This is a genomic window from Gluconobacter sp. P1C6_b (genome assembly GCF_018811945.1).
GTDB lineage: Bacteria > Pseudomonadota > Alphaproteobacteria > Acetobacterales > Acetobacteraceae > Gluconobacter.
Genome location: NZ_JACRVU010000001.1, coordinates 365,806 through 382,705 on the forward strand (window position 1 = coordinate 365,806; position 16,900 = coordinate 382,705).

The following is a 16,900-nucleotide window of genomic DNA, read 5'->3' on the forward strand; positions in this document are numbered from 1 at the left end:
CTCTAGAGTTGTCTTAATTATTTTTCAGTCTCGCGGCAGTAAATACAGCAAAAGGTATTTCATCTACGGGAATACTCCAGCTCCTCTTCGGGCGCGCGACTTAAAAGCAGGAATCATGCACCGTTTCCCCACCGCTGCTCAGTCCTTCCGTATCCTGACGTCCATGACAGCCCTCCTGTCCCTCGGCACCCTCATCACGGGACAGGACGCCAAAGCCGCTACCAGCACCACCACACCTCAGGTCACGCTGGGCGATGACGGAAACAGCAACGGACAGTCCATGTTCCGCACCCTCTTTGACGGACAGCGCGCACTTGGGACCAGCGGCCTTTCTTCGCTCGAAGGGGCAAGCGGCGGCGGCATCGCAAGCTGGGCCACAATCGGCGGCTATGGCTCCAGCAAGAGCGCTGGCATGGCCATGCACTACAGCTATGTGAACCTTACCAGCTACTGGGACCAGAATGTCGGCGCCTCGATGGGCTTCTTCGACCGCGTCGAGATTTCCTACACCCACAACTTCTTCCAGACCCGCGGCACCGGCGCGAAACTTGGTATCGGCAACGGCTACCAGTTCGATCTCGACGTCGCAGGTGCCAAGGTCCGCCTCTTTGGTCACGTCGCGGACAACACCCTGATCCCGCAGGTCGCCATCGGCGGCATGTACAAGCATGACAGTGACGGCAAGGTCATCCACGAAGTCGGCTCGATGCACACGGATGGAGGAGACGCCTACCTTGCCGTCACCAAGCTGTTTCCGAAAATCGGCATCCTGATCGACACCACCGTCCGCTTCACCAAAGGCAACCAGTGGGGCATCCTCGGTTTCGGCGGTGACAGGGACAACAACTATCACGCCCAGTTCGAGGGTTCGCTCGGCTATCTGCCGTCTTTCATCCCTGGTCTGGTCGTCGGCGTCGAATACCGCACCAAACCACGCAACCAGCGTTTCACCGATGAAAGCAACTGGTTCGACGTCTACACCAGCTATTTCGTCAACAAGCATCTGAACGTCACGCTGGCGTATGTGTCTCTGGGTACGATCGCGACCTACAAGGATCAGACGGGGTTCTATTTTTCCGCCCAGACCGGCTTCTGACGGGACATTCCGGGCTCTGCCCGGGCCCGGCAGGGATCTTGATCCCTGCACCCTGATTTTATGAAACGGTGTCCGGAAGCCCCTGGCCTTTGGCGGGTTTCAGGGTAGAGCCGTGAGCCTCACCCCTCCCGGATCCGCTCGTCAATCAGCGCCTCACGCGGAACATCCGTCGCATGAGCCACCTCGTGAATCGTCCGTTTCACATTAAAAATCAGATGCAGCAGGATCGCTGACAGCGATCCGAGCGTAATCCCGCTTCCAAACACGATCTTCGCCCACATCGGAAACGTGTCGGAGATATGCGGCTGGGCCGTCGCCAGCATACTCAGCCCGATGCTGGTGCCCACAATGATCACATTGCTCTGCCGGTTGAAATCCACCCGAGACAGCGTCTGCACGCCCACAACCGCCACAGTCGCAAACATCGCCAGCGCCGCCCCACCCAGAACCGGCAACGGCACCGCAGCCACCAGCGCGCCCAGACGCGGCAGGCAGCCGAGCATCATCATGATGACCGCCGCAGCCGCTACGACCCATCGGCTCTTCACCCCCGTCATCCGCACCAGACCGACGTTTTCGGCAAAACAGGTGTAGGGAAAGGAGTTGAGCACGCCGCCGAGCATGGTCGCGATTCCATCGGCCCGCAGCGTGCGAGCGATATCTTCGGATGTGATCGGCTTGTCGACGATTTCACCCGTCGCATAAACATTGCCAATCGTCTCGATCATGGAAATCGTCATGACGATCACCATCGACAGGATCGAGACCGGATGAAATGTCGGCGTTCCGAAATAAAACGGGTGCGTGATGGACAGAAGCGGTGCGGAGGCCACATCCCCGAAATTCGCATCCCCAAGCGCCCAGGCCACCAGCGTTCCCAGAACCAGACCGATCAGCACGGCGATCGTAGCGATAAAGCCGCGAAACAGCCTCTGGATCACCAGAATGGACGCCAGTGTCCCCAGCCCGTACCAGATGCTCCGCAGCGGAACATGGTCCTGCATCACAGACGGACTGGCACCCGAAACAATGTCATTCGCCGCCACCGGCAAGAGCGCCAGACCGATGATAAGAATGATAGACCCCGTCACAACCGGCGGGAAAAACCGCACCAGCCCCGCGAAATGCCGCGCCATCAGGAACGTCACGAAACCCGCCACGATGACGGACCCGTAAATGGACAAAAGCCCCGGTGTTCCACCCCCAACAGCAGAGCCAATCGCAATCATCGGCCCCACGGCCGTGAACGTCACGCCCTGCAACAGCGGTAGCCGAACTCCGACCGGGCCAAACCCCACTGCCTGAAGCAGGGACGCAATCCCGCAGGTGAACAGATCCGCATCAATCAGATGGATCAGCGTCTCGCGCGGCAGATGCAGCGCACCCGCCACGAGGATCGGAACAATAACCGCCGCCGAATAGAACGCCAGCACATGCTGCAACCCGTAGGCCCCAAGCCGCCAGACCGGCAGTTTCTCGTCAACGGGATGCAGACCGGTCGTCGCGGCGTTCTCGGCAGTCATGAAAAGCCCTCAGCTTCCGCGATAGGTAGAATATCCGAACGGCGCCGCCAGCAGGGGCACATGTGCATGAGCCTCCGCTGCCAGTCCGAATACGATCGGCACCACATCCAGAAACGGCGGATCGGACAGAACCTGCCCCTCTTTTCGGAAATAGTCGCCAATCCGGAACTCCAGACAATAAATCCCTTTCGAAACTGCAACATCCCGCAGTTCCGGGCAACGCCCATCCGTATTGGTCTGCCCCTCGAACAGAACCCGATCCCCCTGCAGAAGACGCAGACTCACCCCTGCAGCCGGCTTGCCGGAAACCGTATCAAGAACATGCGTGGATAAAGAACTCATGCCGTAAACATATCCTTCAGACGAAGCGCTGCAATCGCATCAATCTGCGTCAGCGCCTCGGTCAGTTCCTTTTCGGGAGTGCCAGCCAGACGACGCTCCATCTCATCCATAATCACGGTTTTCGCAGCTTTTCCGGGTGCAGCGACCTTGCGCACGCAGATCACGAACGGCATGGAAAACCGTGCGCGATACGCGTCATTCAGCCCCCGGAACCGCTCATATTCCGCAGGCGTCAGACGATCCAGCCCCGCCGAAGCCTGTTCTGACGCGGAATGTTCCGTCAGATCCGGATCAATCCCGGCCCGGTGCCCAAGCTCCGGATGTGCCCGCACCAGCGCAAGCTGAGCCTCAGAACCCGCAGACCGCACGATCCGCGCAAACGCGGACAGCATAGCGTCCACATCCGCGAAAGGCCGCGCCTTCAGCGCCCCTTCCGCCACCCAGGGCGAATGCTCATAAAGCCCACCGAACTGCGCAACGAACGCCTCATCCGACAGCGCATTGACGTCAGAAATCTTCATGCCGGATGCACAGACAGCCAGTGCCGCGCGATATCCAGCCGCGTCGCCACCCAGACATCCTCATGCTTGCGGATATGCTCCAGAAACTTCAGCAGTCCCATTGCCCGCGCCGGCTTGCCCGCCAGACGACAGTGCAGCCCGACCGACATCATCCGTCCGCCCTCGCGATATAGCATGTCGAACGCATCGCGCAGATAGATGAAGAACTGCTCGCCTTCCGTAAAACCGTTCAGCGCCGCGAACTTCATGTCATTGGCATCGAGCGTATAGGGCACGATCAACTGCGCCCGGCCATTGGAACGGTCATAATACGGCAGGTCATCCGCATAGGAATCGGCGTCATAGACAAACCCGCCTTCTTCCGCGACCAGACGTGCGGTGTTCGGGCTCGTGCGCCCCTGATACCAACCGAGCGGCCGCTCTCCCGTGACTTCGGTATGCAGCGCAATGGCCTCGCGGATATGCGCCCGCTCCAAATCCTCGGGGAAATCCTGATAATCAATCCAGCGCAGACCGTGGGACGCAATTTCCCAGCCGCTCTCCTTCATGACTGCCACGGCGTCCGGATTGCGGGCCAGCGCCTTCGCCACACCAAACACCGTCACCGGCATCCCGGCTTCATCGAACAGACGACGCAGACGCCAGAACCCCGCCCGACTGCCATATTCGTACAGGCTTTCCATCTGCGCGCAACGCGCCCCGATAATGGATTTCGTGCCCACCATTTCGGACAGGAACGCTTCCGATCCCGCATCACCATGCAGGACCGAATTCTCCGCGCCTTCCTCGTAATTGATGACGAACTGCACGGCGATGCGCGCGCCATTCGGCCATTTCGGGTCAGGCGGCGTGCGGCCATAACCGATCATGTCCCGCGGATAGCTGTCCTGCGTCATGGGCGTCTTCCTTCTCAAAGCACCGGCGGATCAAGGCTGACGAGTTCTTCCGTGTCATAGGCCAGAAGGCTCGCCAGATGTTTCTCGCCGTCCTCGACGAACAGATCCCGCGCAATGCCCCGAGCCAGCTTCTCCACCCCAAAGCGCATGCCACTGATGGACGCACCCGAAAGCCCCATGCTCGGCATGGCCCCGAACGTGAAATTGTAGATCGCCGCCAGCATCGGTGCTTTGGGGTCAGACGCATCCTTCGGGAGGAACTGGAACCGCGCACCCAGATACGGATGGCTGCCCAGAAGCGCGCTGTCTTCCCCCTCAGGCGGCGTGAAATGATCGCGCCACAGCATAACAGATGACGCAACATCCCTCGTTTCCGGCCGCTGCGACAGGTCGATTGTGAACCCCGTCCCAATGATCAGGAAATCAAACCGCATCTCGCCCTGCGGCGTCGTCACCACGACTTCATCCCCGTCCATCCGCGTCGCTGTCCAGGGCGTTCCGGGATGAAAGGCAAAGTTCTCATGACGGCGACAGCGCCAGAACGTATCCTGCGGCGGCGGCTGGTTCAGGCTGTAGATCTGCCGCATGAAACGCCAGCGCGTCAGATCCGGCAGTTCCGAGAAATGCGCAAGAAAGCCTGCATTTTCCATCCAGCGATACGGATTAATGGCAGGGATTTTCGCCCGACGCAGGCACAGATCCACCCGCCCCGCACCCTTTTCCAGCGCCGTGGCAGCATTGTCGAACGCAGATGCCCCCGCGCCCAGAACGCCGATCCGCTTGCCCTTCAGAGCGTCGAAATCAATATCTTCATGCGTGTGCGCATAAACGGATTTCGGCAGCGTATCGGAAATGAAGGACGGTACATGCCACGTCCCACCGCCCTCAATACCCGTCGCAAGCACCATCCGCCGTGCCAGACGCACCGTTTCCTGACCGGCCGCGTTGCGGAACGTCAGCCTCAGCAGCCCGTTGTCCCAGCCGACATGCACCAGTTCCTGATCGTTCACGACCGGGATATCGAGCGTCTCCCGGACCCAGTCCAGATAGGCCTGCCAGTCATGGCGGGAGATCTTGTCCAGATCCTCCCAGGCCTTTGCTCCATAGCGCGCTTCAAACCAGGACTGCGGCGTGAGATTCGGAATCCCCAGGTCCGGCCCGGTTACATGCTTGGGCGTACGCAGCGTGATCATGCGCGCAAACGTCACCCACGGCCCTTCGCCGCCTTTGGAAGCCTTTTCAAATACCTGCACATTGGTCACACCCTGACGGCGCAGACCGAAGCAGGACGTGATACCCCCCTGTCCCGCGCCAATGATGGCCACATCCAAAACCGCCTTCCCGTCCCGCTCCTGCGTCAGGCTCCAGTTGCCGGTCGCATAGCGGATTTTCGCCAGATCCTCCCGCACACGCTCCGAAAGCGCAGCCAGAGCATCGACGGGAGAAACGGTGGATGTCATGTGGTCAAATCCCAAAAAACCGGTACGGACAAAGCAGCATCCGGACGCCGCCAGACCGTCTTTCCGCAACAAAATGACAGGTCACCTGTCGGTCGGGATAGTTTCATACCGTTGTAAGGGCGTATACTCCATAAAAACGCATCTCCCGTTCGCAAAAAGAGAGCAGTTCTTCCATGCCTGTCTTCTCACGCTTCCTGCGTTACTTTCTTGCCGTGGCCCAGCACGGATCGATCCGCCGGGCTTCCGAACATCTGCGCATCGCCGCCTCAGCCATCGACCGGCAGATCCTGCAGGGCGAGGAGTCTCTCGGCACGCCCCTGTTCGAACGTCTTCCCACCGGCCTGCGCCTGACAGCGACGGGTGAACTCCTCTACGCCCACGGCAAGCAGTGGTCGCGGGACCTGACCAATATGTGCGTCCAGATCGAGGACATGCGCGGCCTGCGCCGGGGCCAGGTGGACATCGCCGTCCCCGACGCCCTGACCCGCGGGTTCCTGCCGCGTCTGCTGCGCGCCCTGCGAACCACCCATCCCGGCATCACCATCTGCACCCACGTCCTGGATAACAGCCGCATCCAGGGCACTCTGATCGACGGGGCGGTCGATGTCGCCCTGCTGCTCAATCCGACCCATGCCCGCGGGCTTCTGGTCCGCGCCCACAAGGACTTTCCGCTGGGCTTCATCTGCCTGCCGAACCATCCCGTCGCCGAGCGCAAGAGTGCCCGCTTCAGTCTGGCCATGAACTACCCGATGATCATGCCCCAGGCCCCGCTTGCCCTGCAACGCCAGATCGAAATCCTTGAAATCGACAGCAATCTCGACATCCAGGCCGCCGCGACATCCGACAACATCCAGATGATCAAGTCCCTGGTCCGCGAAGGCGTCGGCCTCGGAATCCTCAGCGAACTCGACGTCATGGAAGAGATCACGCGCGGCGAACTGGCTTTCATTCCGATTTCCAATCACGATCTTGCCCCCCTGACACTTGCCCTGTGCGTGGACCATTCCCGCCAGCTTTCGGGCGCTGCACGGCTTGTGATTTCCGAACTCGAAAAGGAGTTCCTGTCCCCTCTGGCCCAGTCCCAGCCCGCCCCCTGATCTCTGCGTCTATTGGGAGACATAGACTGTCACATTTTTGCACCACCCTAAAAACGGCAATGGCCTGCCCTGCATTTTATCTTTGGTGCGGATAGGCCATCCGTTTTACATCCACATTTCGAATAAATACCGTTCCCAAAGTGAACCTTTCGTTTCGACAGGACAGGAGCCCGGCAGCATGAAAGACAACCGTTGGTCACCGGGCTATCGACGCCAGCTTCTTGCAGTAACCTGTCTCGCCGGCAGCGCCCTTGTTGCATTCGGCACGGACGCGCGCGCCGCGCAGACCACGAAACACCCCGTTTCGCGTCATCATGCCCCCGTCCGCAGCACGGCCCGCAGCACCGCAGCGCCGAACCGGCCCGCAGCGGCACCGCGCCCGCATGCCCTTGATGCCTCCGCGGCCGAAACGGTCTCCGTCACCTCCTCGCGCCGCGCCCTGAACGGCGGAGGCGGCATGATGCGCGTCGAAACCGCGCCACATGCAGTGCAGACCGTCACGAAGGAATTCATCAACATGCGCGCGCCGACCAGCACGGCGCTTGACCTGATCCAGAACCTGCCGAGCCTCAACGTTACGACGCCGGATTCGTCAGGCATGGAAGGCGGACAGATCCAGTCCCGCGGCCTGACCGATCTGGACATGGGCCTGATGGTGGACGGCGCCCCCGCCGCCGCAGCCAAGTATCTGAGCGAAAACGTCGATTCCGAGAACCTTGAAAGCGTCAGCGTCACGCCGGGTTCCTCCGCAACGGATCTTCCCGTCATGTCGGCAGCCGGTGGCGTCATGGCCGAGGAAACCCGCACCCCCGCGCAGAAGCGCGGTGGCCTGATCGACTTCTCCTACGGCACCAACAACCTGTCGCGCGAGTTCATCCGCCTCGAATCAGGCGAAATCGGCCATAGCGGCGTGCGCGGCTATTTCTCCTTCTCCAACACGCATGCCCGGTCGTGGATGGGCGCTGGCATCAACCAGCGCAAGCACATCGATTTCGGCCTGCAGAAAGACTGGAAAAACGGCTCCAATGCCAAATTTTTCCTGTCCTGGAACTCCGCCGACTTCATCATCGACAACTACCCGACCTCTGACCAGTTCTTCCGCTACAAGCATACCGGTCAGGGCTATGGCCGTACGAACGACAAGACGAGCAACAATTACTGGGGCAACAACAACGATCACTGGAACCAGATCTTCATCTCGGCTCCGGTCCATATTGCCCTGCCGTCCCGCCTGTCGCTCGACATCCACCCCTATTTCAGCTTCGGACAGGGCTGGGACGCGTCGCCGGATGGCACCACAACCGATTCAAACGGCGTAACACGGGGTCTGACCAGCTATTTCCTGCAGAACGAATACCGCTCGGTCGGTACGGTCGCGAAACTCAACTGGGAAATCGACCGTCACAACACGTTCTCGGTCGGCTACTGGTATGAAAACACCCAGACGATCCAGTCCTACCCCACCAGCTACCAGATGCCGGACGGCAATGCGCCGAGCCCGAACAACGCAGCCTATCTGATTTCTGCTGGCGACAAGCAGACGGCCGGTTACGAGATCCACTCGCTGTTCGTGCATGACACCGCCAAGTATTTCAACGATCACCTGACGGTGGATGCCGGCTTCAAGTTCGTCATGACGAACATCTGGAACAAGGACTATTACGGCCGCCAGGAAGGCAACCGCACGGCGCCGCTACCGCAGCTTTCGATCGGCTACCGCATCAACAACCACCATCAGATCTACCTGAACGTGGAAGGTGATTACCGTCAGCCCAGCGCGGTCGATCTCGGCTGGCTGTACACCAGTGTTGCGATCCCCAAGAACCAGTATTCCATCAAGGAAGAACTCGGCTACCGCTATCATGACGACCACATCATCGCGGACGTTGCCTTCTTCAACTACAACGTCACGAACCGCATCGTGGACCAGTATGTCGGCATGAACAGCTACAAGCCGTTCAATATCGGCAGCCAGCAGATGCGCGGCTTTGACGTCATGGTCGCGGCACGACCGATCCATGGCTTCAGCCCCTACGCCTCGGTCGAATACCTGCACGCCACCCAGGACAGCAACGTTTTCGATCCGTATCTGAACACGATGCTGCATTCCAAAGGCACGCAGGCCGTCATGGCCCCGCATGTCATCGCGAATTTCGGCCTGACCTATACCTATAAGGGCTTCTTCGCGAACGGCTCCGTCCACTACACCGGACCGCAGTCCGTCAGCATCGCCGGCGACCAGCGCATTCCGGGCTACGTCACCGATACCCTCTCCATGGGCTATCACTTCAAGCCGTTCATGTTCGCGAAGTCCCCGACCTTCCGCCTGAACTTCACCAACCTGACCGGCTCCGTCGTCCGCACCGGCGCCATGGGCGCGGTCTACAGCGCCAAGGACCCGAGCACCGTCTACAGCGGGAACATGGCGTCCTATACCGGCTACGGAAACTCCTTCATGGTCGCTCCGCGCTTCACCATGACCGGAACGGTCTCCACCGCCTTCTGATCCTGTGGGACAGCAACCCACCGGTTCCTGTCCCTGCATTCCAAACCGGCTCTCCTCCAGCGCGTTGCCGCAAGACGGCACGCATACGCCCTTAAGGGACGGAGGAGACCCCCATGCCCCCCGGCAATATTTCAAAAAAGCATTTCGCCAGTTCAGCCCTGCTGCTCTGCACCACGCTCATTGTGACATCGCACGCGCACAGCGCCCCGGTTCCGCCGGAACCCGCACCCAACCAGTCCGCCGTCACCATCATTCCGGGCTCGGACGCCGTAAAATGGCAGCCCGCGCCGCCCATGTTCCCGCATGGAACGAAAATGGCCATCCTGACCGGCGATACCAGCAAGCCGGGCCCGTTTACCCTCCGCGTCATGATGCCTTCGGGCTCGTTCATTCCGCCCCACACCCATAATCTGGACGAGATGCTCACCGTCATCAGCGGCAGTATCCAGCATTTCGTGGGACAGGATTTTTCCGCAGCACAGAAGCGCAATATGGGTCCGGGTGGTTTCGTGCATCTGCCGGTCAACGTCCCCCACGCCATCAAGGCCGGAAGCCAGGGCGCGGTTCTTCAGGTCTCGGGCACGGGGCCGTTCAGCATGACTTACGTGAACCCGCAGGACGATCCCCGCAACACGGGTCGCTGAAAACCGCGGGATATAAAAACCCTGCTCCCGAGCCGGGAACAGGGTTTTCAAAATTCAAAGAAGTAACGCGCTCATTTTCCAATCGTCGAGGTCACGATGCCAGGCGTCAGGATCTGCGGCAGCACCACACCGTCCTGATGCGGCGCGTAATACATGTAGAACGGTACGCCATCGCGCCCGTGGGCCTTGAGGAACGTCGCAATCGCGGCATTGCGGTTCGTCCAGTCACCCTTGAGGAATACGATCCCGCGGGACCGGAAGGCCTCCTGAACAGACGGCACATCCAGCGCCACACGCTCATTGACCATGCAGGTGATGCACCAGGATGCCGTCATGTCGATGAACACCGGCTTGCCCTGCGCCCGAAGCTCCGCCAGACGCGCCTCGGAGAACGGCTCGACACCCGCTTCCGCTGCCCCAGCCGCCACGGGAGCAGGCGCGGCCCGCAGTCCCTGCGCCAGCGCAGCACCACACACCACGACGCACAGCGCTGCCACAACACGGCAGAACGCCACCGTCCCACGCCCCCCTTCCAACATCGAACGCCGCTGGCCGACGCCATAGATCCAGCCTGCAAACCCGAGCAGGACAACGCCCCCGGCCGTCAGCGCCACAAACGTCACGCCCCGCTGGATCGCCGCGACCCAGAGCAACCACACACAGGTTGCGAACAGCGGGAATGCCAGAACCTGCTTGAGAATCCCCATCCAGGCTCCTGGCTTCGGCATGCGTGACGCCACGCCCGGAACGCCGGCCACCAGAATATAGGGAAACGCCAACCCGAGCCCCATCGACAGGAACACCAGAACGCCCATCACCGGCGGCCCGCCCAGCGCCCCGGCGATAGCGACTCCCATGAACGGCGCCGTACAGGGCGTCGCCACGATGACCGCCAGCAGGCCCGTCATCATGTCACCACCACGACCACTCCCGGTCTGGATCTGACCCAGACGCCCGGCGCTGACTTCAAACACACCCAGCAGATTCAGGCCCATCAGGAACAGCAGCCAGCAGACCGCGACCACAAATCCCGGCGACTGGAACTGAAAGCCCCATCCCGCCGCAGACCCGGCCAGACGCAGCCCGATCATGACGATACCCAGAGCCGCAAATGCGCCCATCACCCCGATCGTATAGAACAGCGCGCTCTGAAGCTGCACACCCCGTCCCGCACCGCCCATTTTTGCCAGAGACAGCGCCTTCATCGCCAGAACCGGAAACACGCAGGGCATCAGGTTCAGGATCAGCCCGCCCACAAAGGCAAACAGCAGAACCCGCAGCCATCCCGCGCCCGTCGGCACCTCCGCACCCGATGCCTGACCTTGAGCCGAAGCATCCTGCACAGGCGCAGAAGCCGCTCCCCCAACCGGCCGCACCTCGATCTGCAACGGACTTTCCTGCCCCGCCGCATCCTTGAGTACGACCACACCCGCCAGCGGCCTGTCCCGATGCGCCGTTTTCAGGAACTTCAGCCCCAGCGTCAGCTGCCCGTCCGACACATGCAACGGCTGGTCCGCCACCTGATCGATCACGCCCCCATCCTGCGGCAGGAACCACGCCTGCGACACGGATGCCGCAGAGAGCCCCTTGCCCGACAGCGTCAGAACGCCATCAGCAGAAACACTGGCCGCAAACGGCGACGCCACCGGCATGGCCGCATCCGCTTTATGGAACAGGGCAGCCTGTGCCCCTTCCGGAGCGTCCTGAGCCGAAGCCGGCAGAGTCAGTGTAAAATCACCGCTTTCAGGAATGCAGACCTGCGCACAGACAAGCCACTCCCCATGCGCATGAAGCGTCGTGCCACCCGAACCCTTGAGAACCAGATCCTCCGGCAGCGTCACCTCGTTGACATAGGCGTAGGACATGAGGCCGCCCTCACTGATACGCACCGGCACCGGCCAGTGGATCGGACCACCCTTGCCCGTCGCAGCGCCGTCCGCCGTCACATCCAGCGTCGGCGTGTCCCCGGCATCGCCCGGATTGATCCAGTACGTATGCCAGCCCGGCTTGAGCTGAAGCCGCAGTCCGACACGCAGATGCTGGTCCGGCCCGACCGCATCGCGATCCGTGACAAGGGTTGCGGTATCATTCCCGGACGTAACGGGCGCGCTCTCCGCTGCCAGCGCGGACGCAGACCCCAGACCAAGAAACCCTGCCAGAAGCAGGGCGGACATGCTGAACACTCGATGCAAGACAGGCTCATTCCAACAATCAGGACAGAACCGCAACCATATCACTGACTGAAACGGAAAACAGGACCTTTACGGTAGTGAAACCGCAAATGCCCTGAAAAACCGTCCCTTACGGGATCAGCCGCTCCGCCCGCAGACGGGTGAACAGATCGGTGAAAGAGTCGGGCGTGTACTGGTAATCCACAAACCCGGCGAGGCGGCTCTTGCTCATATCCGTCACACATTCCACCGGACGTCCGAGATCCGCATCCGTATGCCAGGCCGAGGCCAGCCGCCCGATCCGGCTCTCCGTCAGACCGTATTTCGCGGCAATCTGCTCCCAGAGTTCCGCATCGCCAGACAGCGTTTCCTCAAGCGAGGTGACATGGCCCGGATAGGGTGCGGCCTCGATCCCGAACCACGCTGCCAGACGCGGCCACAGCCATTTCCAGCGTACCAGATCGCCATTCACAATATTAAACGCCTCGTTCCGACCCGCCGCATTTGTGGACGCCCAGAGCAGCTGCCGCGCCAGTTGCCGCGCATCGGTCAGGTCGGTCAGGCCATCCCACTGCATAGGCGATCCCGGAAACACGAAGGGCCGCCCGGTCTCATGGCAGATCGTCGCATAGACCGCCAGCGTGCTTCCCATGTTCATCGCATTGCCGACCGCATAGCCGATCACCGTATGGGGACGATGCACGCTCCACGAAAAGCCATGTCGCTCAGCCGCTTCGTACAGTGCGTCTTCCTGATCGTAATAGAAGTTCCGCAGATCCAGCCGGGGCACTTCTTCCCGGAACGGCGTCACGGGCGGCTCTCCCGACGCATAAGCCTCGAACGGGCCGAGATAATGCTTCATGCCGGTCGTCAGCGCCGCATGAACCAGAAGCCCCGGCTCCGGCAGCGCCGCAAACAGATTGCGCACCATCGCCGCATTGACGCGGCAGTTCTCTTCCTCGGTCGCCTGACGCATCCAGGAGCAGAAGAAGACATGGCTCGGCCGCAGGTCCTTCAGCGCCCCGGCAAGCGACGATGGATCCAGCAGATCGGCCGCCACGGGCAGCACGCCCGCCACGTCATGACGCGGCCGACGCGCCAGACCATGCACCGTCCAGCCTTCAGCCACGAGACGCGCCGCAAGATTCTGGCCGACGATACCCGTCGCCCCGACCACCAGGGCAGTCCGGCCTAGTGTGACAGCAGGAACAGAAGAGGTCATGGGATTTTTCCTTTGCAGAAAACGGGGTCTGCTCCACATCTGATACGACATCCCCATTTCCACCAGACGGCACCTTTTCGTGCCCTGGTGACCAGAAGGTGCCCACTCCATGACATCGCCGCTGCCCGATCACTACCGTCAGGCACCCTTCGCCGAAGACTGTGCACCGCGCCGGATCCTGAGGCTTTTCAGCGGCAAATGGACCACCATGATCCTGCACACACTGCATCTTCTGGGCGGTACGGCCCGCCCCGGAAAGCTCCAGCGCAGCATTCCCGATCTGTCGAAAAAAATGATGACCCAGACTCTTCGTGATCTTGAAACGCAGGGTCTTATCCGCCGCAACGTCCGGCAGATCATGCCACCGCATGTCGATTACAGCCTGACGGAACTCGGACAGACCTTCGTGGAGCCCGTTGAGCTTCTCTATCACTGGGCCATCCGTAACGCCGACGCCCTCGACCGGCTCGCACGGAACGAGATCCCCCCTTCCGAATGAAACACCCGCATGAAGAGGGTAGGACAGGGCCGCCGCCCTGTGCCATGTTTACAGCACCAGACCGCCCCCGGCGGACCATCCCGTGCGGACACCGGACCGCGCGGCAGACCGCGTAATTTGCAAGGACTCATCAGACCGATGCCGTCGATACCCCGTCCCGATCCGTTTCCATCGTCTCCCACCCGAACCGGACGCGCCGTCCTCGGCATCTTCCTCTTCCTGCTTCTCGGTGTCCTGACGCTGTTCCCGGTCCGGGCGGCCGATACCACCACAGCCACCCCCCTGAACCAGCAGGAAGCACAGCAGCTCCTCAACGTCCTGAACAACCCCAAGGAGCGGGACGCCTTCACCCATACCCTCTCCCTGATGGCGCGCGGCCTTCAGGTTGAAACCCCGGCAGCAACACCGGCACCTGCGACCGCAGCGCCGGCAAAAGCCACACCGGCCAAAGCGGCCGCCGCCAAGCCCGTCGCCGAAGTCCCGCCCGATATCCATACCGGCCTGAGCAGCATCCGCCTTCAGGCGCTGGGCTATCTGCACAATTTCCTCGGCCTGTTCAGCGATCTCGGAATCGTCGGTCGCTGGGCGCATACGACACTCGCCTCGGCCGACACCCGCACCACGATTCTCCATGCCTTCGCTGGAGGCCTCGTGGCCATGGTCTGCGGCCTCGTGCTGGAGCGGATCGTCTCCCTCAGCCTGCGCAAACCCCTTCGCCAGCTCACGCAGAACGCTGAAAACAGGGAACAGCGCAACACCACCGAAACCGAGGCCACCACGCCGCAGGAACCCATCGTCGACGGCTCCAGCCAGACCCGCGCCGCGGACCAGCGGAGACAGGTCGAAACCCTGCGCTTCCTTGCCCGCGTCCCCTACGCGCTGGGGCATTTCGCGCTGAAGGCCATTCCCGTCCTGGCCTTTCTGGCCGTCGCCTATCTCGCCGTTCTGGTCCTGCCCTGGAGCGAGAAGACCGACAACGTCATCACAACGCTCGCCAACTGCTATGCTGCCGCCCGCTGCCTGTATCTGTTTGTCGAGACAGGCTTCGCGCCCCGCTCCCCCACCATCCGCCTGCTGCCCGCAACGGATGCGACCGCTTTCCTGCTGACCCGCTGGTGGAACGTGCTGGTGGCAGCGCCAGCCATCATCTTCTGCCTCTCCACACTGGGCAGCCAGTTCAACCTCTCCCCGCGCGGCACGGACGCCATGATCCGTGGCGTGGTCCTGATCGAGCACATCCTGATCGCCATCTTCATCTGGCGCATCCGGCACCTCGTCAGCCGCGCGCTTCAGCCCCGCGCCGTTCCCGACACCGCGATGTGGACCTTCATCGTCGCCATCACACGCCTGTGGTGGGTCCCGGCCATGTTCCTCGACGTCTCGCTCTGGGTCGTCTGGGCCGCGCATCTGCCCGGCGGCTATCGCTGGATCCTCGACACCACCGGCATCACCATCGGCATCCTGGTCGCCTCGCGGCTGGTCGCGGTCATGGCCTACGGCCTGCAGGACCGATTCTTCCGCATCAACCCGGTCCTGACCGAGCGCTTTCCCGATCTTCAGAAGCGCGCCGACCGCTACTATCCCTTCGCCCGCAGGATCCTGACCGGTGTTCTGCTGTTCCTGACCCTGATCGCCATGACCGAAGCCTGGGGCCTGCCCACATTCGGCTTCTTCATGCACAACGCCGTCGGCCGTCACCTGATGGATGCCGTCCTGACGATGCTGGTCGCCCTCACCGTGGCCGTCACGATCTGGGAAATCATCAACGCCTTCCTGAGCCAGCAGCTCACCCGCTTCGAGAAGTCGGACCAGATGTCGCGCGCAACCCGCCTGCGCACGGTCCTGCCCATCATCCGGACAGTCCTTCTGGCGATCATTATCATCATCGTCGCGGTCACAACGCTCTCGCAGATCGGCATCAACGTTACCCCGCTGCTCACGGGTGCAGGCATCATGGGTGCCGCCATCGCCTTCGGTTCGCAGAGCCTGGTCAAGGACTTCATCACGGGCTTCTTCATGCTCGTGGAAGACGCCATCCAGGTCGGTGACTGGGTGACGACCGGCGGCGTATCGGGAACAGTGGAAAACCTCTCGATCCGCACCGTGAAGGTCCGCGACATCAACGGCGACCTTCACATCATCCCGTTCTCGTCCGTCTCCTCGATCGCCAACACCGCCCGCGGCTACAACCAGGTCATCGTCAAGCAGCAGCTTGACCTTTCCGAGGACCTGCCCCGCGTCACCGCCATCATGGCGAAAACGCTCAAGGAAATGCGCGACGATCCGGTTTTCGGCCCCATGATCCTGTCGGACTACAACGATCTGGGCGTGGACAACAGCGACAGCGGCGGCGCCACCCTCCTCGGCAGCTTCCGCACGACGCCCATGATGAAATGGAAGGTCAAACGCGAGTTCTACCGCCGCATCACCAATCAGCTCGCTGCCGCAAGTGTCAAGTTCTACACGGGCACGTCCTACTTCACGACACCGCCCGGCAACGCCATGCGCATCACCGCAGACGTCGCCCTGCCGGCTCCTGCCAATGACGCCCCCGCCACTCCAAAGCCGCCGGTTCAGGATGGGGCGCAGGACAACGGCAAGCCTGACGGCCATACACCAGCCTGATTTCCGACCGGCCCCACCCGGGGGCCGGTCCATCACGCCTGCACCCACAATTATTAATCAATTAAATAAAGTCTTGCATTAATAGGCTGACAGGCTCATCCTGTCCCCCACAATATCGAGAACCCCCCTCCCGGTTCCCGCAGACGATTTCCCGGCCCGACCTTCCCGCGGCCCCGCATCGCCCGCCAATCGGCGAGGATCATGCCAAGGAATCCAGTGATGTCTCTTGTCCTGGTCTCATCAGACACATCCACCCCCGATCAGAAGACCGTCACGGCCGCCCCCACCGACACCCCGA

Annotated in this window: 13 protein-coding genes; 6 read left to right on the top strand and 7 right to left on the bottom strand. The window is 61.6% G+C overall.

Translation table 11 applies throughout. The annotated features are described in order from the left end of the window. The first annotated feature begins 115 nt into the window (after window positions 1–115). Window positions 116–1,096 carry a DUF3034 family protein gene (locus KP701_RS01705; RefSeq protein ID WP_215745417.1) on the top strand — a complete coding sequence of 327 codons (981 nt, stop codon included), beginning with the start codon at window positions 116–118 and terminating at the stop codon, window positions 1,094–1,096. Between the two features lie 119 nt (window positions 1,097–1,215). On the opposite strand, the gene KP701_RS01710 is transcribed toward KP701_RS01705, so the two are convergent. The 5 genes from KP701_RS01710 to KP701_RS01730 are packed head-to-tail and all read right to left on the bottom strand — an operon-like array spanning window position 1,216 to window position 5,838. Continuing rightward, window positions 1,216–2,619, bottom strand: a complete 1,404-nt coding sequence (locus KP701_RS01710) for a nucleobase:cation symporter-2 family protein (protein WP_215745418.1) — start codon at window positions 2,617–2,619, stop codon at window positions 1,216–1,218. A 9-nt stretch (window positions 2,620–2,628) separates the two neighbouring features. Then, window positions 2,629–2,961, bottom strand: coding sequence for a hydroxyisourate hydrolase (gene uraH, locus KP701_RS01715; RefSeq protein WP_215745419.1), 333 nt, complete (start codon window positions 2,959–2,961; stop codon window positions 2,629–2,631). Next, the gene (gene uraD / locus KP701_RS01720) at window positions 2,958–3,482 is read right to left on the bottom strand and encodes a 2-oxo-4-hydroxy-4-carboxy-5-ureidoimidazoline decarboxylase (RefSeq protein WP_215745420.1); all 525 of its coding nucleotides are present in this window, start codon (window positions 3,480–3,482) and stop codon (window positions 2,958–2,960) included. The genes uraH and uraD overlap by 4 nt, the downstream gene beginning before the upstream one ends. Next, entirely contained in the window at window positions 3,479–4,378 is a 900-nt protein-coding gene (puuE, locus tag KP701_RS01725) for an allantoinase PuuE (RefSeq protein ID WP_215745421.1), read from the bottom strand. Before puuE ends, uraD begins: the two co-directional genes overlap by 4 nt. A 14-nt stretch (window positions 4,379–4,392) precedes the next feature. Next, window positions 4,393–5,838 carry a SidA/IucD/PvdA family monooxygenase gene (locus tag KP701_RS01730; protein ID WP_215745422.1) on the bottom strand — a complete coding sequence of 482 codons (1,446 nt, stop codon included), beginning with the start codon at window positions 5,836–5,838 and terminating at the stop codon, window positions 4,393–4,395. A gap of 173 nt (window positions 5,839–6,011) precedes the next feature. Between KP701_RS01730 and KP701_RS01735 the strand changes: the two genes are divergently transcribed. The 3 genes from KP701_RS01735 to KP701_RS01745 all read left to right on the top strand — a co-directional run bounded on the left by KP701_RS01735 (window position 6,012) and on the right by KP701_RS01745 (window position 10,085). Then, window positions 6,012–6,935 carry a LysR family transcriptional regulator gene (locus KP701_RS01735; RefSeq protein WP_215745423.1) on the top strand — a complete coding sequence of 308 codons (924 nt, stop codon included), beginning with the start codon at window positions 6,012–6,014 and terminating at the stop codon, window positions 6,933–6,935. A 178-nt stretch (window positions 6,936–7,113) separates the two neighbouring features. Beyond that, the gene (locus KP701_RS01740; RefSeq protein WP_215745424.1) at window positions 7,114–9,441 is read left to right on the top strand and encodes a TonB-dependent receptor; all 2,328 of its coding nucleotides are present in this window, start codon (window positions 7,114–7,116) and stop codon (window positions 9,439–9,441) included. A 113-nt stretch (window positions 9,442–9,554) separates the two neighbouring features. Then, window positions 9,555–10,085, top strand: a complete 531-nt coding sequence (locus tag KP701_RS01745; RefSeq protein ID WP_215745425.1) for a cupin domain-containing protein — start codon at window positions 9,555–9,557, stop codon at window positions 10,083–10,085. A 71-nt stretch (window positions 10,086–10,156) separates the two neighbouring features. Here the strand turns inward: KP701_RS01745 and KP701_RS01750 are convergent, their stop codons facing one another. After that, complete coding sequence (locus tag KP701_RS01750; protein ID WP_215745465.1) at window positions 10,157–12,259, bottom strand: protein-disulfide reductase DsbD; 2,103 nt, start codon at window positions 12,257–12,259, stop codon at window positions 10,157–10,159. Window positions 12,260–12,386: 127 nt separating this feature from the next. Then, the gene (locus tag KP701_RS01755) at window positions 12,387–13,478 is read right to left on the bottom strand and encodes an SDR family oxidoreductase (protein ID WP_215745426.1); all 1,092 of its coding nucleotides are present in this window, start codon (window positions 13,476–13,478) and stop codon (window positions 12,387–12,389) included. A 109-nt stretch (window positions 13,479–13,587) separates the two neighbouring features. On the opposite strand from KP701_RS01755, the gene KP701_RS01760 reads away from it, so the two are divergent. Both KP701_RS01760 and KP701_RS01765 read left to right on the top strand, forming a co-directional pair. Beyond that, the gene (locus KP701_RS01760; RefSeq protein WP_215745427.1) at window positions 13,588–13,977 is read left to right on the top strand and encodes a helix-turn-helix domain-containing protein; all 390 of its coding nucleotides are present in this window, start codon (window positions 13,588–13,590) and stop codon (window positions 13,975–13,977) included. Between the two features lie 138 nt (window positions 13,978–14,115). After that, complete coding sequence (locus tag KP701_RS01765) at window positions 14,116–16,602, top strand: mechanosensitive ion channel family protein (protein WP_215745428.1); 2,487 nt, start codon at window positions 14,116–14,118, stop codon at window positions 16,600–16,602. The last annotated feature ends 298 nt before the right edge of the window (window positions 16,603–16,900 follow it).

Coding starts and splice junctions, on each gene's coding strand:
- KP701_RS01705 (WP_215745417.1), top strand. CDS start 116: ATGCACCGTTTCCCCACCGCTGCTCAGTCCTTCCGTATCCTGACGTCC.
- KP701_RS01760 (WP_215745427.1), top strand. CDS start 13,588: ATGACATCGCCGCTGCCCGATCACTACCGTCAGGCACCCTTCGCCGAA.
- KP701_RS01745 (WP_215745425.1), top strand. CDS start 9,555: ATGCCCCCCGGCAATATTTCAAAAAAGCATTTCGCCAGTTCAGCCCTG.
- KP701_RS01730 (WP_215745422.1), bottom strand. CDS start 5,838: ATGACATCCACCGTTTCTCCCGTCGATGCTCTGGCTGCGCTTTCGGAG.
- uraH (WP_215745419.1), bottom strand. CDS start 2,961: ATGAGTTCTTTATCCACGCATGTTCTTGATACGGTTTCCGGCAAGCCG.
- KP701_RS01710 (WP_215745418.1), bottom strand. CDS start 2,619: ATGACTGCCGAGAACGCCGCGACGACCGGTCTGCATCCCGTTGACGAG.
- KP701_RS01735 (WP_215745423.1), top strand. CDS start 6,012: ATGCCTGTCTTCTCACGCTTCCTGCGTTACTTTCTTGCCGTGGCCCAG.
- KP701_RS01750 (WP_215745465.1), bottom strand. CDS start 12,259: ATGTCCGCCCTGCTTCTGGCAGGGTTTCTTGGTCTGGGGTCTGCGTCC.
- puuE (WP_215745421.1), bottom strand. CDS start 4,378: ATGACGCAGGACAGCTATCCGCGGGACATGATCGGTTATGGCCGCACG.
- KP701_RS01755 (WP_215745426.1), bottom strand. CDS start 13,478: ATGACCTCTTCTGTTCCTGCTGTCACACTAGGCCGGACTGCCCTGGTG.
- uraD (WP_215745420.1), bottom strand. CDS start 3,482: ATGAAGATTTCTGACGTCAATGCGCTGTCGGATGAGGCGTTCGTTGCG.
- KP701_RS01765 (WP_215745428.1), top strand. CDS start 14,116: ATGCCGTCGATACCCCGTCCCGATCCGTTTCCATCGTCTCCCACCCGA.
- KP701_RS01740 (WP_215745424.1), top strand. CDS start 7,114: ATGAAAGACAACCGTTGGTCACCGGGCTATCGACGCCAGCTTCTTGCA.